This window comes from Actinomadura sp. J1-007 (assembly GCF_009793335.1).
In the GTDB taxonomy this organism is placed as follows: Bacteria; Actinomycetota; Actinomycetes; order Streptosporangiales; family Streptosporangiaceae; genus Spirillospora; species Spirillospora yumaensis.
Genome location: NZ_WING01000001.1, coordinates 2,901,245 through 2,915,590, shown reverse-complemented (window position 1 = coordinate 2,915,590; position 14,346 = coordinate 2,901,245). Strand labels below are relative to the sequence as shown.

General features: G+C 73.5%; 13 protein-coding genes and 1 riboswitch. Of the genes, 4 read left to right on the top strand and 9 right to left on the bottom strand.

Translation table 11 applies throughout. The features are described from left to right. Positions 1–45: 45 nt before the first annotated feature. On the top strand, positions 46–2,130 hold the full coding sequence (locus GEV43_RS13155; RefSeq protein WP_160820939.1) for an RNA degradosome polyphosphate kinase: 2,085 nt from the start codon (positions 46–48) through the stop codon (positions 2,128–2,130). Continuing rightward, entirely contained in the window at positions 2,123–3,001 is an 879-nt protein-coding gene (locus GEV43_RS13150; protein ID WP_241682879.1) for an NUDIX domain-containing protein, read from the top strand. The genes GEV43_RS13155 and GEV43_RS13150 overlap by 8 nt, the downstream gene beginning before the upstream one ends. Before the next feature lie 51 nt (positions 3,002–3,052). Here the strand turns inward: GEV43_RS13150 and GEV43_RS13145 are convergent, their stop codons facing one another. Both GEV43_RS13145 and GEV43_RS13140 read right to left on the bottom strand, forming a co-directional pair. Beyond that, a complete protein-coding gene (locus tag GEV43_RS13145; protein ID WP_160820938.1) occupies positions 3,053–4,918 on the bottom strand; it encodes a CYTH and CHAD domain-containing protein in 1,866 nt (621 codons plus the stop codon). A 93-nt stretch (positions 4,919–5,011) separates the two neighbouring features. Continuing rightward, on the bottom strand, positions 5,012–5,527 hold the full coding sequence (locus tag GEV43_RS13140; RefSeq protein ID WP_375539042.1) for a GNAT family N-acetyltransferase: 516 nt from the start codon (positions 5,525–5,527) through the stop codon (positions 5,012–5,014). Positions 5,528–5,669: 142 nt separating this feature from the next. On the opposite strand from GEV43_RS13140, the gene GEV43_RS13135 reads away from it, so the two are divergent. Continuing rightward, the gene (locus GEV43_RS13135; RefSeq protein ID WP_160820937.1) at positions 5,670–6,002 is read left to right on the top strand and encodes a WhiB family transcriptional regulator; all 333 of its coding nucleotides are present in this window, start codon (positions 5,670–5,672) and stop codon (positions 6,000–6,002) included. A 195-nt stretch (positions 6,003–6,197) separates the two neighbouring features. Here GEV43_RS13135 and GEV43_RS13130 read toward each other — a convergent pair whose 3' ends face one another. After that, complete coding sequence (locus GEV43_RS13130) at positions 6,198–7,157, bottom strand: NADPH:quinone oxidoreductase family protein (protein WP_160820936.1); 960 nt, start codon at positions 7,155–7,157, stop codon at positions 6,198–6,200. A 161-nt stretch (positions 7,158–7,318) separates the two neighbouring features. On the opposite strand from GEV43_RS13130, the gene GEV43_RS13125 reads away from it, so the two are divergent. Next, the gene (locus tag GEV43_RS13125; RefSeq protein ID WP_160820935.1) at positions 7,319–7,927 is read left to right on the top strand and encodes a rhomboid family intramembrane serine protease; all 609 of its coding nucleotides are present in this window, start codon (positions 7,319–7,321) and stop codon (positions 7,925–7,927) included. 51 nt (positions 7,928–7,978) lie between these two features. Here the strand turns inward: GEV43_RS13125 and GEV43_RS13120 are convergent, their stop codons facing one another. From GEV43_RS13120 to GEV43_RS13095, 6 genes are all read right to left on the bottom strand, one after another. Further along, positions 7,979–8,770, bottom strand: a complete 792-nt coding sequence (locus GEV43_RS13120) for an SDR family oxidoreductase (protein WP_160820934.1) — start codon at positions 8,768–8,770, stop codon at positions 7,979–7,981. A 107-nt stretch (positions 8,771–8,877) separates the two neighbouring features. Beyond that, entirely contained in the window at positions 8,878–10,335 is a 1,458-nt protein-coding gene (locus tag GEV43_RS13115; RefSeq protein WP_160820933.1) for a hypothetical protein, read from the bottom strand. A gap of 82 nt (positions 10,336–10,417) precedes the next feature. Continuing rightward, a complete protein-coding gene (locus GEV43_RS13110) occupies positions 10,418–11,203 on the bottom strand; it encodes a sporulation protein (protein ID WP_160820932.1) in 786 nt (261 codons plus the stop codon). A gap of 98 nt (positions 11,204–11,301) precedes the next feature. Next, a complete protein-coding gene (locus GEV43_RS13105; RefSeq protein ID WP_160820931.1) occupies positions 11,302–11,625 on the bottom strand; it encodes a multidrug efflux SMR transporter in 324 nt (107 codons plus the stop codon). Positions 11,626–11,657: 32 nt separating this feature from the next. Next, positions 11,658–11,730: riboswitch (guanidine-III (ykkC-III) riboswitch) on the bottom strand. 79 nt (positions 11,731–11,809) lie between these two features. Further along, positions 11,810–13,141 (bottom strand): UDP-glucose/GDP-mannose dehydrogenase family protein, encoded by a 1,332-nt coding sequence (locus GEV43_RS13100; protein ID WP_160820930.1) that lies wholly within the window; start codon positions 13,139–13,141, stop codon positions 11,810–11,812. 49 nt (positions 13,142–13,190) lie between these two features. Continuing rightward, a complete protein-coding gene (locus GEV43_RS13095; protein WP_160820929.1) occupies positions 13,191–14,339 on the bottom strand; it encodes a NosD domain-containing protein in 1,149 nt (382 codons plus the stop codon). Positions 14,340–14,346 lie beyond the last annotated feature (7 nt).

Here is a 14,346-nt window from a genome sequence, read left to right as displayed (position 1 = left end):
CCACCCGTTCCTTTGCTGTTCATCTTGGTCAGGGATATTGCGACTATGACCGTCAATCCAGGACATTTCCCTCGGAGTGAGGAAGCGCTGCCCGACGACCGCTTCTTGGATCGGGAGGAGAGCTGGCTCCGCTTCAACCAGCGCGTCCTGGAGCTCGCCGAGGACCCGGGGCTGCCGCTGCTCGAACGCGTCCGGTTCCTCTCGATCTTCGCGAGCAACCTGGACGAGTTCTTCATGGTCCGCGTCGCGGGCCTCGCCCGCCGGATGGCGACCGGCCTCGCCGTGCAGTCGGCGAGCGGCCGCCAGCCCCGCGAGGTGCTGGAGCGCACGGCGTCCCTCGCGCACGCGCTGATGCTCCGGCACGCGGCGTGCTTCCGCGGCGAGATCCGGCCCGCGCTCGGCGAGGAGCACATCGAGATCCTGCGCTGGGACGAGCTGGCCGAGACCGAGCAGGAACGGCTGCGCCGCCTGTTCCGCGACCGGATCTACCCCGTGCTGACCCCGCTGGTCGTCGACTCCGCCCACCCGTTCCCCTACATCTCCGGGCTGTCGCTCAACCTCGCGGTGATCGTGCGCGACCCGGAGACCGAGGCGACGATGTTCGCGCGGGTCAAGGTGCCGCCGCTGCTGCCGCGCTTCATCGAGGCGTCGCCCGACCGGTTCACGCCCCTGGAGGACGTGATCGCCGCGCACCTCGGCCAGCTGTTCTCCGGCATGGAGGTCGTCGAGCACCACGCGTTCCGCGTGACCCGCAACCAGGACCTGGAGATCGACGACGACATCAGCGAGGGGCTGCTCCAGGCCCTCGAACGCGAGCTGCTGCGCCGCCGGTTCGGCCCGGTCGTCCGGCTGGAGGTCGAGGACACGATCTCCGAGGGCGTGCTCGACCTGCTCACCACCGAGCTGGCCATCGACGAGGGCCAGATCTACCGCGTCGGCGGCCCGCTCGACCTCGCCGGGCTCGCCGCGATCGCCGACCTGGACCGGCCGGAGCTGAAGTACCCCCCTTTCGTCCCCTCGAAGGAGGCGATAGCCGAGGACGCGAGCATCTTCGGCGCGATCCGTGAGCGGGACGTGCTCGTCCACCACCCGTACGACTCGTTCACCACCTCGGTCCAGCGGCTGGTCGAGGACGCCGCCGCCGACCCCCGCGTCCTCGCGATCAAGCAGACGCTCTACCGCACCAGCGGCGACTCCCCGATCGTGGACGCGCTGATCGACGCGGCCGAGGCGGGCAAGCAGGTCGTGGTGGTGGTCGAGCTGAAGGCGCGGTTCGACGAGCGCGCCAACATCGCGTGGGCGCGCAAGCTGGAGCACGCGGGCTGCCACGTCGTGTACGGGTTCGTCGGGCTGAAGACGCACTGCAAGCTCGCGCTGGTCGTCCGGCAGGACGCCGACGGGGTGCTGCGCCGCTACTGCCACATCGGCACCGGCAACTACCACCCGAAGACCGCCCGGCTGTACGAGGACTTCGGCCTGCTCACCGCCGACCCGCGTGTGGGCGAGGACGTCAGCGCCCTGTTCAACCACCTCACCGGCTACTCCCGGCAGAACTCCTACCAGCGCCTCCTGGTCGCCCCCAACAGCCTGCGGTCCGGGCTCGTCCAGCGGATCGAGCGGGAGGCCGACAACCACCGCGCCGGGCTGCCCGCCCGCGTCCGGATCAAGTGCAACTCGCTGGTGGACGAGGTCGTCGTGGACGCCCTCTACCGCGCCTCCCAGGCGGGCGTCCCCGTGGACGTGTGGGTGCGCGGGATCTGCGCGCTGCGCCCCGGCGTGCCCGGCCTCTCCGAAGGGATCCGCGTCCGCTCGGTGCTCGGCCGGTTCCTGGAGCACTCGCGCGTGTTCGCGTTCGAGAACGGCGGCGAACCCGAGGTGTGGATCGGCAGCGCCGACCTCATGCACCGCAACCTGGACCGCCGCGTCGAGGCCCTGGTCGCCGTCACCGACCGCGCCCAGCGGGCCGACCTGGTCGAGCTGCTCGACCTGGCGATGGACGACGGCACCCGTTCGTGGTGGCTCGCGGGCGACGGCGCCTGGACGCGCCCCGAGCCCGCCGAGGGGACGGCGCCGCTGGACATCCAGAGCCACCTGGTTCGCAGCAGGCGCTGGAGGACGGTCGATGCCTGACGCCGGACGGCCCGTGCCCGGGATCATCCGGGCGGCGGGAGCGGTGCTGTGGCGCGACGGCGGGAACGGTCCCGAGGTCGCGCTGATCCACCGCCCGAGCCACGACGACTGGTCGTTCCCCAAGGGGCGCCTGAAGCGCGGCGAGCACGTGCTGCGCGCCGCCGTCCGCGAGGTGGAGGAGGAGACCGGCGTGCCGCCGCGCCTCGGCCGCCGCCTGCCGGCCAGCACCTATCCGAAGGACGACCGCGTCAAGCGGGTGGACTACTGGGCGGCCCGCGCCGTCGCGGACGCGTCGGCGTTCGCGCCGTTCACGCCGAACGACGAGGTGGACCGGCTGGAGTGGCTGCCGTTCGACCGGGCCGCCCGGCGGCTCACCCGCTCGCACGACGTCGACCTGCTGAACGAGTTCGCGGGCGGCCCGCTGCGCACCTGGCCGCTGGTCATCCTGCGGCACGCGTCGGCGGGCGAGAAGCGCGACTGGGCGGGCGCCGACGAGCTGCGCCCGCTGGACTTCCGGGGCCGCGCCGAGGCGGTCGACCTGGCCGGGCTGCTCGCCGCGTTCGGCCCGGTCAGGATCGTGGGCTCCGCGACGGCCCGCTGCCTGGAGACCGTCCTGCCGTACGCCCGGAGCGAGGGCCTCCCGGTCGCGACCGACGCGGCGTTCACGATCGGCGAGACGGACGCCGACCGCGCCTGCCGCCGCCTGTTCGACCTCGTCGGGGACGGCGTCCCGACGGTCGTGTGCACGCACGGCGAGATCGTCGCCGACCTGGTCAGCGGGCTCTGCCGCGAGCTGGGGGAGAAGGTCCCGAGGACCCGGCCCTGGAGAAGTCGGAGTTCTGGACCGCCCACCTGTCGGGCCGCGAGATAGCGGCCCTGGAACGCCACTGACGCGCCCCGCGTCCGGCCCGGGGGCCCGCCGTCAGAAGGCGGGGCGGTCGAGCGACTCCCAGACCCCGGGCAGGGCGTCCCGCGCCCGTTCGGCCTCGCAGTGCTCCACGCCGTACAGGACGCCGAGGGCGAACGACCCGGCGGCGTCGCGGGTGCGGGCGGACGCGGCGCGCAGGTGCTCCATCGCGATCACGCCGTCCTGGTAGCCGCCGAGCGTCTCCTGGAGCCGCCTGGCGTTCCGCGCGACCGCCGAGGCGGGCGCGCCGAGCACGGGCACGGCCAGCTCCGCCGCGTACCGCGCCCGCTTGGCCGCCTTGCGGGTGTCGTGCCGGGCCGTGTCGGGATCATGCGCGCCGCCAGCCGCGCCCGCGCCGTCCGCGCCGCCCGCTAGGCTCGCGCCGGCCAGGCCCGCCACGCCCGCGTCGCTCGCCTCGCCGATCGTGGCGTACGTGCGCTCCAGCCGCCGCCACGCCCGCTCGACCAGGCGGGGCAGCTCCTTGCGGGCCTTGCGCCCGGAGGCGCGCCCGGCGAGCGGCGGGTCCGCGACGAGGCGGTCCAGGGCGTCGAGGAGCGCGAAGTAGCGCGGCTCCTTCAGCGCGGCGTTCAGGCCCCGGTACGCCGACCGCTCCCGTTCGGCGATCTCCGCCAGCCAGGCCGGCTCCGCGCCCGCCTCCGCGGGGGCGAGCGCGAGCCACCGCCCGGCGAACCGCATCCGCAGCACCTCCAGGTCGCGGACCGCGCCCAGCTCGGCGGCCAGCCACTTCAGCTCCGGTCCGAGCGGGTCGGTGCGGTCGCGGTCGAGCACGGGCCGGTAGCTCTGCAACGCGCTGCGCGTGCGGCGCACCGCGACCCGCATCCGGTGGACGGCGTCGTGCTCGGCGAGCCGCGCCTTCGGGTCGTACCTCAGGATCGCCTCCACCTGCGCGGCCAGGTACGCGACCACGGCGTCGCCGGTCGTCGGCGCGGACGTGGAGCGGGACTTGCCGGACGGGCCCGAGCCGTTCGCGGCGCCGATCCGCTCCTCGGCGTCCGCGCGGGCCGCCGTCGCGGGGGGCGGCTCGATCGCGTCGTTCAGCAGCCGCCCGAGCTTGGAGGACGAACCGGCGCGGCTCGCCCCCGCCTTGCGCAGCCGCTTGCCCGCCGCCTTCAGCAGCTCCTGGGTGCCCGCGACGAGCTCGACCTCGATCTCGCGCCACGCGGCGGCGGGCGCGAGCGCCTCGCCGACCGGGACGCCCGCCGGTACGACGCCCGTTCCCTCGGCGTCGATCACGGTGACGACGCCGTTGGCGTTCCCCGTGTTCGCGACGCTGCCGGGCTCGCCCGGCGCGCGGCTCACGAGGCCGTCCGCGTCGGCGTCCGCGTCGTTCGCCGTCGCGCCGGAGGCGGCGGACCGCGAGGAGAAGGGCATGGCCTGGCCGGTCACCTCGGGCGGTGCGGTCACGCGGGCGGCGCCGCGCAGGTCGCGGCCCGACACCGCGTCGTCGGCGACCTCGGCGAGCGTCTCGCCGGACGCGTCCAGCAGCCGTACGACCGTGCGCTCGGTCTCCAGCGTGGCGACGGGGAGCAGGGGCTCGCCCCGGGTGTACGCGGCGACCAGCGACGCCAGCCGCGCCGGGACGATCCGCGCCCGGCCGAGCGGAGCGCGCAGCTCCTGCTTGCTGTCGGGCCCGGCGGGGATCTTCAGGTGCCAGCCCGCGTCGTCGCCCCCGCGGCGGCGGCGCAGCGTGATGCCGTGCGCGGCGAGGCGCAGGTCGGCGGTGTCGAAGTAGGTGGCGTGCAGCCCGTGGGTCCGCGGCCCGGCGATGGACGCGACGCCCGGCAGCCCGGACAGGTCGGGGAGGCCGAAGTCCGCCGCCGCGTCGTACTTGCGCTCGATCTCCAGGTGCTTCACGGCCACGCTCTGCTCCTCGGCGCTCGACGGAGGTGACGTCCGGATTGCCAGCATTCCACGGCCGGGTGAACGGAGACAGAGCCGGAGGCGAACGCGCCGTCAGCCATCCACCAGGTGGAACTTCATCCCCATATGTGACGGACGAAAGCCCATCTTCTGGTAGAAGCGGACCGCGTCCGGGCGCTGCCGGTCCGTGGTGAGCTGGACGAGCCGGCAGCCGCGGAGCCGGGCCTGCTCGATCGCCCAGCCGATCATGGCCTGGCCGATGCCGCGCCCGCGCTGCTCGGCGGCGATCCGCACGCCCTCGATCTGGGCCCGTTCGCCGCCGGTGTAGGTGAGGCCGGGGATGTAGGTGATCTGCATCGTGCCCGCGACCCTGCCGTCCGCCTCCGCGACGACCAGCAGGTTGTTGGGGTCCTTCTCGATCGCCGCGAACGCCGCCGCGTACGGCGCGGGAACGGCGTCCGCGCCCGCCCCGGACGCGCCCGGCCCGGACGCGCCCGCCGCGGGCGTTTCGCGCGCCGCGCCGAGGGGATCGTCGGCGAGCAGGCGGACGATCTCCGGCAGATCGTCCACCGTCGCCGCGCGGAAGGTCACTTCTTGATCACGCTGCACGTCAACAGGCTATCCGGACGTTCCAGGCCAATGTTCACCATGACTTGTAGTACTACGGCTCGTAGTACTACGTTGGGTGGAAACCACTTCGATCCGCGAACTGCCGGTGGCCGGGACCCCGGACCGCCGCAGGGAGACAGCCATGCCGAAGACGCCTGACGAGGAACACTGGACCGACCACGCCATCTGCCGTGGCGCCGATCCCGACCTCTTCTTCCCCATCGGGTACACCGCCGAGGTGCTCCAGGAGCAGCAGCGGGCCGCCAAGGCGATCTGCGCCAACTGCCCGGTGACCGCCGACTGCCTGTCCTGGGCGCTGCGCGTCGGCGAGCCCGACGGCATCTGGGGCGGTACGACCCCCGAGGAGCGCCGCTACCTGCGCCGTTCCACCGAGGCTCCCGCCCGCCGCCGCCTGCCGGTCATCACCGTGCGCGGCGACGTCCCCGAAGCCGACCAGGCCGCCTCCGCCGCCTGACCGCCCCGCCCGAGCCGGACGCCCGCCCCACCCGAGCCGGACGCCCCACCCAGGCCGGGACGCCCCGCGCGACCGACCCACCTGACCGGCTCGCCCGAGTCGGGACGCCCCGCGCGGGCCGGGACGCCCGCGCGACCGACCCGCCGGTCCGGCCCGCCCGAGCCGGGCGCTCCGCGTCCCCCGGAGCGCGAACGCTCAGGGGATCAGGGCCACCTTGCCGACGACGCGGCGGCCGAGCAGGTCGTCCAGCACCGGGCCCGCCGAGCCGAGCGGCTCGGTGCGCGGTGCGACCGGGTCCAGGCGGCCGTCCGCGACCAACTCCAGAAGCTCGCCGAGCAGCGCCCGCTGCCCGGCCGGGTCCGCCATCTGCCAGGCGCCCCAGTCCACCCCGACCACCGCGCGGTTGCGCAGCAGCACCTGGTTGAGCGGCAGGGACGGGATGTCGCCCGACGCGAACCCGATCACGACATGGCGGCCCCCTTCGCGCAGCGCGCGCAGCGCCGGGTCCGCCAGCGCGCCGCCCACCGGGTCGTACACGACGTCCACCCCGCCGTCCGACCACGCGCGGGCGGCCGACTTGACGTCCTCGGCCGAGGTGTCCACGACGGCCTCCGCCCCGGCCGCGAGCGCCGCCTCCCGCTTGGCCGCGGACGACGCGCCCGCCAGCACGCGCGCGCCGAGCGCCACCGCGACCTGTACGGCCGCGAGCCCGACCCCGCCGCCCGCGCCGAGCACGAGCACCGTCTCCCCGGCCTTCAGCCCGGCGCGTTCCCGCAGGCCGAACAGGCCCGTGCAGTAGCTCTGCGCGAACGTGGCGGCCCGCGCGGCGTCCAGCCGGTCGGGGATCGGCACCGCCGCCGCGGCCGGGACCGCGATCCGTTCGGCGAACGCGCCGAGCCCGCACATCGCGAGCACCCGCGTGCCGGGCTCCGGCGCGGACCCCGCGCCCGCCGCGACGACCGTCCCGGCCGCCTCGCCGCCCGGCACGAACGGCGGCTCCGGCTTGATCTGGTACCGGCCGTGCACGAACAGAGCGTCCACGTAGTTGACGCCCGCCGCCTCGACGGCGATCACCACCTGGCCGGGTCCCGGCTCGACCGGGCCGGCCTCCTTCACCACCACGGAGCCGAGCTCCTCACATACCACTGCGCGCATCGCCCCACCATGCCCGAAACCGAATCACATTCGCCAACGGGCCCCGTTCCGCCGCGGGCGGGGCGGGAGCGGGGGCGGGCCGGGCCGGGGCGGGCACGTTCCGGTGGGCGCGATCGTTTCCCATGGTGACGGCAGGGGCATCCGGACTTACGGTGGCGTACATGAGTTATCCCTCGGTCCCCGACAAGAAGCGTTCCGAAGGACTCGCCCTCCACGGCGCCCGCGCGCTCTCGGCGGCGGCCGTGGTCGGCACCATCACCGCCCTGATGTGGGTGCTGGAGCTGGTCGACAGCGTCAGCGGCGGCGAGCTGGACCAGTTCGGCATCCAGCCGCACGACGTGGACGACCTGCCGGACATCTTCACCGCGCCGTTCATGCACGGCGGGCTCGACCACCTCGCGGGCAACACCGTGCCGTTCCTGGTCCTCGGGTTCCTCGCCGCCGTGCGCGGGATCGCCAAGTTCTTCGGGACGATGCTGATCGTGACCGTGGTCGGCGGGCTCGGCGTCTGGTTCACCAGCTCCGCCAACACGCTCGGGTCGAGCATCCTGATCTTCGGCTTCTTCGGCTACCTGCTCGGCCGGGGGCTGTTCGAACGGCGCGTCCTCGACGTGGTGATCGCCGTGGGCGTCGTCGTCGTGTACGGCACGCTGCTGCTCGGCGTGATCCCGCAGGACCCCACCATCTCCTGGCAGGGCCACCTGTTCGGCCTCATCGGCGGCGTCCTCGCCTCGTGGCTCCTGCGCCGCTCCCGCACCGAATCCCCCTGACCCCCGGCCCCCAGGACCGCCCCCTCCGGGCGTGAGGGCGCCGGTCGGGGACTAACCCGGCCGGACGGTCACGTCGGACACGACCGCGTCGCGCGGCGTCTCCAGCGCCGCCAGGAGGACGCGCGCCACCGTGGACGGCGCCGCGAAGTCGGACGCCTCGTACGGCTTGCCCTCCTGCCCCCGGACCTTGCGCTGCATCTCCGTCGCCGTACGGCCCGGGTAGACCGTCGTCACCCGCAGGCCGGGCTCCTCCGCGCGCAGCGAGTCGGCGAGCGCCCGCAGCCCGAACTTGCTCGCCGCGTACGCCGCCCAGTCGGGGTTGGCGCGCAGCCCGGCCGTCGAGTTGACGAAGACCACGTGCCCCCGCGCCGCGCGCAGCGCCGGGAGCAGCAGCCGGGTCAGCTCCGCCGCCGACACCAGGTTGACGTTGAGGTGGTCGGTCCACTCGTCGGCCTCCAGGTCGGCGACCGTGGACAGGTGGACGTGCCCGGCCGCGTGGACGAGGCCGTCGAGCCGTTCGGGCAGCCCCTCCATCGCGAGGGCCGCCTCCAGCCGGCGCGGCTCGTTCAGGTCGAGCGGGACCGTGCGGATCGACGCCCGCGCCGGCTGCGCGGGCTGCGCCGCCGGTACGCCCGTCGCGCCGTTCCCCGCCGCCGGGCCCGCCGCCGCGGTCACGATCACCTGGGTCGCCGCGTGCGCGCCGCCGCGCAGCGACCCGGCGAGCGCGTCGAGGCGTTCCGCGGAACGGCCGGTGAGGATCAGGTCGTGGCCGCGCCCGCGCAGCAGCCCGGCGACCGCGGCGCCGATGCCGCCGGTCGCGCCGGTGATCAGATACGTGCCCATGAGACCCCATTCTCGTCGGATCGTCGTCGCGCACCCCACTCGGGTCGATGCGCGCGGCGGCGCGTTGGTTCGCGCCCGGCGCCGCCGGATCGTGCGGGCCGGGCCGGTCACCTCGGCCGCAGCACCCGGGTGACGCCCGCGAGCAGCGCGGTCGCGAGCACCCAGCCCGCCGCGACCAGCCCGTACGACACCCAGCGCGACCAGCCGCCCGGGTCGAACGACTGCTGCTGCCCGAACGTGTCGATCGGGATCAGCAGGTCGAGCGAGTAGACCAGCGCGTGGAACGCGGGCCGCTCGCCCTCCTGCTTGATCGAGTGCGGCCGGTCGACGGAGAAGACCACCGTGCCGATCGCGAGCAGCACCGCGAACCACATGAACGCCAGCCACGGCCGGTACCCGTACCCGACCGTCCAGTCGAGCAGGTGGTTCCACGCCCTGCCGACCGGGTTCAGCTTGCGGCGCCGCGCCCGCAGCTTCGCGAGCTGCACCTTGCGGGCGAGGTCGTCGTGGCCGATGCCGTGGTACCAGGTGGCGAGCTGCTCGTACGGCTGGAGGTGGAACTCGCCGTCGCGGTCGACCCACCGGAGCCGGTCCTCGAACTCGCCGCCGCGCAGCGTCTCGTACGTCAGGCCGTTCAGCCACAGCCGGTCCGGCCAGATCGACGGATGATCCATGATCACCGCGATCCGGGAGTACGACAGCGACACCCGCCCCTTGATCTTCTCCGTCGGCCAGAGGATCAGCTCGTCCGCCTGGATGTGGCTGGCGTGCAGCGCCATCCGGTCCGGGTCGCAGGAGTCGAGGGTCGCCTTGGAGAACGACAGGATGCCGTCGAAGCGGGCGTTGCGGAGCCGTACCGTGCCCTCGCTGCGGAACCCCGCGCTCAGCTCCGCGGTGTTCATCACGATCATGCTCTCGGCGTCCAGCGCGATCCGGCCCGGGTTGCGCAGCAGGGCGCGCTGCATGAACAGCCCCCCGTTCATCCGCGCCCCGACCAGCCGCATCCCGCCGGTGATCTCGGCGTCGTGGAAGAACGCGCCGACCTCCACGACCAGGCCCCCGCTGAACACCGCCCACCGGTCCGGGTCGGTGACGGTGACCTTCGTCCGGTTCATCCGCAGGCCGCCGGTCAGCTGCGCGCGCGGCAGCCGCACCTCGCCCTCGATCTCCGACCCGGACAGGCTGAGGTAGCCGTCGGCGCGCAGCCCGCCGCCGTCGAACCCCGGCATCCGGCAGTCGGCGAACCGGAGCTGCCGCGTCTCGGCGTTGACGAACACCGGTCCCTCGACCAGGCGGCACTTCTCCAGCCGCAGCTCGTACTCGACCGTCCCGCCCGACACGTCGAGCCGCCCGACGACGTACGCCCCGTGCAGCCGCACCGCGGGGACGAACCCCGGCCGGGTCTCGCCCGCGCCGAGCATGAGCTGCGCGATCACCTCGGCGCGGACGATCCGTTCGGGCATGGGGCCGGCGGGCGGATCGCTCCCGAGGACCACGTCGTCCCCCGTGGGGAACGCGGCCCAGAGGCGTCGTTCGGCGTCGTTCAGTCCGGGGGGCTGTGCCACGACCACTCTTTCTACGGCCAGAAACGTTCCCGATCAAGGTCGCGTCCGCGTCCCCCCGGACGCGTTCGGCGGCGGGGTCCTGTCAGAAGAAGCCGCGGCGGCGGCCGGCGTCCTGGAGGAAGCCGTCGAGCTGGCGCTCCCAGTCGGTGTGGCCGGCGGTCGCGTAGTCCACGGTGAAGCGGCTGAACGCGTCGTGGCCCTCGGTGAAGACGCCGCCGCGCTTGTCGAGTTCGAGGACGACCTCCATCGACTGGGCGTACGACACGAACGTCACCTCGAGCTGGGTGATGCCGCGGGCGTACTGAGGCGGGGGCTGGAACTCGATCTCCTGGTAGAACGGCAGCTCCTGGTGGACGCCCCAGATGCGGCCCTTCTCGCAGTCGGCGTTGCGGAAGCGGAAGCCGAGGTTGGCGAACGCCGACAGGATCCGCTCCTGCGCGGGCAGCGGGTGCACCGCGATGGGGTCGAGGTCGCCCGGGTCGACCGCCCCGGCGACCTCCAGCTCGGTGGCGAGGCCGACCGTCGTGCCGTGCAGCGGCTGCCCGTAGAAGTGCGTCAGGGGCGCTTCCCAGGGCACCTGGAACTGGAAGCCGACGCTGTGCCGCGCGCCCTCGTCGAGGTCGAACGCCCCCGCGACGGGGAGCTTGGCGTACTCCAGGTTGGAGCTGTACTCGTTGTCGCCGGACTCGACCTCGACGCGGGTGCGCAGCGCCAGGTTCACGGCCTTGATGTCGGAGTCGAACTTGCCGCCGATGATGGTGATCTCGCCGGTGACGACCCCGCCCGGCGTGGTGTTCGGGTCGTTCAGCACCGTCTCGATCGAAGGTCCCCCGACCCCCATCGCCTGCTTGAGCTTCTTGAAGACCACGGCCCTCGGCCCCTCCCGTGTGAAGTACCGCCCACTGGCGATAGACGCCCATACGGGAGGCTACGTTCCCTTGCCGGGAAAATCCCCGGGAATGGGGATCAGTGGCCGCCGCCGGCGAGGTTGAGGCCGACGACGCCGATGACGATCAGCGCCAGGGCGCCGATCTTCAGGGCGCTGACCTGGTCGCCCATGAACAGCATGCCGAGGGCGGCCGTGCCGACCGCGCCGATGCCGACCCACACGGCGTACGCGGTGCCGACGTCCAGCGACTTCAGGGCGTAGGTGAGCAGCCCGAAGCTGGTGACGGCGAAGACGAGGAACCCGGCGGACGGGACGACCTCGGAGAAGCCCTTGCTGGCCTTCAGGCACAGGGCCATCGCGACCTCGAAGAGGCCCGCGACGATGACGATGATCCAAGCCATGTGATGCTCCCGGACGAGACGACGTTGCCGACCACGCGTCGTCTTGGCTTTCCGGGTACGGCGCGTACTCCTCGTCCGGGAGGGGCGGACGGATCCGGCCCTCTCGCCCACCGTAACCCGTTCCGGGACCGTGTTGTTCCCGCCGGTCACCCTGGGGGCGCCGGCGGGAACGAAGGGAGCGATCTCAGGAACGGCCCAGGGCGCGGTACTCCCAGCCGGCCGCGCGCCACCGCTCGGCGTCCAGGGCGTGGCGGCCGTCCACGATCCGCTTCTCCCGGACGACCTCGGCGAGCGCGGCCGGGTCGATCTCGCGGAAGTCCGACCACTCGGTGAGCAGGACGACGACGTCGGCGTTCTCGGCGACGTCGAGGGCGCTGTCGCCGTAGCGCAGCTCGGGGAACGCGCGGCGGGCGTTGTCGAGCGCGGCGGGGTCGAAGACCCGTACGTGCCCGCCGAGCCCGTGCATGGTGCGCGCGACGTCCAGCGCGGGCGCGTCGCGGATGTCGTCGGAGTTCGGCTTGAACGCCGCGCCCCACGCCGCGATCCGCTTGCCGGAGATCTGCCCGCCGAGCAGCTCGCGGACGAGGTCCACGGTGCGGGCGCGGCGGCGCCGGTTGATGTCGTCCACCTCGCGCAGGAACGACACCGCCTGCCCGACGCCGATCTCCTCGGCCCGGTGCGCGAACGCCCGGATGTCCTTCGGCAGGCAGCCGCCGCCGAAGCCGAGGCCCGGCTTCAGGAACTTGCCGCCGATCCGGTCGTCCAGGGCGAGCGAGTCGGCCAGGTCCTTGATGTCGGCGCCGACCGCCTCGCACACCTCCGCCATCGCGTTGATGTAGGAGATCTTGGTGGCCAGGAACGAGTTGGCGGCGACCTTGACCAGCTCCGCCGTGGCGAGGTCGGTGCGCACCACCGGCGTGCCGAGGTCGAGGACGGGCTTGAACGCGGCGCGCAGCCGGTCCTCGGCCCACTGCGACGCGACGCCGAAGACCATGCGGTCGGGCCGCATGGTGTCGTCCACGGCGAAGCCCTCGCGCAGGAACTCGGGGTTCCAGGCCAGCTCGACGTCGGTCCCGGCGGGCGCGAGGTCCTGGATCACCTCGGTGAGCCGCTTGGCGGTGCCGACCGGCACGGTGGACTTGCCGACGACGAGCGCGCGGCGGTCCAGGTACGGGGCGAGAGCGCGCACCGCCGCGTCCACGTACGTCAGGTCCGCCGCGTCCGAGCCCGGCTGCTGCGGCGTCCCGACGCACAGGAAGTGGACGTCGCCGAACCCGCCGGCCTCCTCGAACGACGTGGTGAACCGCAGCCGCCCCGACTCCAGGGCCTTCGCCAGCAGTTCGGGCAGGCCCGGCTCGAAGAACGGGACCTCGCCGGACGCGAGTTTGGCGATCTTCCCCTCGTCCACGTCGACGCCGAGCACCTCGTAGCCCAGCACGGCCATGCAGATCGCGTGGGTGGCGCCGAGGTAGCCGGTGCCGATGACGGTGAGCCTCGGGGACTCCGTCGCGTTCATTGCTTCTCCTTGTCGAGTGGTGACGGATTGATCAGACTCCCGCAGGCCCTCAGGAGCACTTGCCCTTGTTGATCAGTTGGCCGCCGGTGACCCTGTTGTCGCAGGCGACGGTGTTGCCGTCGGAGAACAGGGCGATCCCGGCGCCCTTGCCGCCGCCGAGCGCGATCACGTTGCGGCGGAAGACGTTGCCGGTGCCCCACCCCTGGTATTCCTCGTGGGTCTGGAAACCGTCCTTGACCGTCCTGGTCCCGCGGTTCCCCTCGATCACGTAGTTGTTGCCCTTCGCGTCCACCCACGAGTCGTTCACCTTGTCGCCGGACAGCCGCGACCCGTCGAAGACGTTGTCGGCGAGCCGCCCGCCGGTCGTGCCCTCCTTGATGTCGACCGCCTCGGCGGTCGCCTGGATCCGGTTGCCCGCCACGAGGTTGTTGTCGCTGCGGTCCGGCTGCCCCTGGGTCAGGTCGCCCCAGTTGTTGTGGGAGGACCCTAGGTACACCCCCTCGCCGAACCGCGGGTTGCCCCTGCCCGTCGCGGAGATGACGTTGAACTGGACGGCGTTGCCCGTGCTGAACCGGCGCAGGTGGATCGCCTCGTCGCCGGTCTCGCGGACGGTCAGGCCCTGGAGCACCGAGCCGTTCGAGCCGTCCAGCATCACCCCCTTCTGGCTGCGCTGGAGGGTGAACCCGATCAGCCGCCAGTGGCTCGCGCCGTCCAGGTGGAACCCGTAGCCCTTGGCCGGGCTCCCGCCGTCCAGGACCGTGCGCGGGCCGCCGCAGACGAAGATCGGCTTGTCGGGCGCGCCCGACTTCTGCGTGGTGAACTGCCCCCGGTACGTACCCGGGGCGAGCCGGATCACCTCGCCGGGCTCGGCGACGGTGAGCCTGCCCTGCAACTCGGTCGCGTTCCGCACGGTCGCGGTCGGCCGCGGGCACGCCACGCGCCTCGGCTCGGGCAGCGGCAGGTTCTGCGGCTGCTGCGCGCCCGCCCCGCCGCCCGCGCCGTTGCTCGGCGCGGCCCCGGCCCCCCGTCCCGGCGCGGGCGCCGGAACGGCGGGGCCGGACGGCGCGGCGAACGGGTCGCTCCCCGCCGCCGGTTCGCTCGGCCCGTCGTCGTCGCCGCCGGTGGTCACGAGCACGACCGCGCTCGTGGCGACGGCCCCCGCGACCAGCAGCCCGGCGAACTTCAGATCGATCTTCACGGTCCCC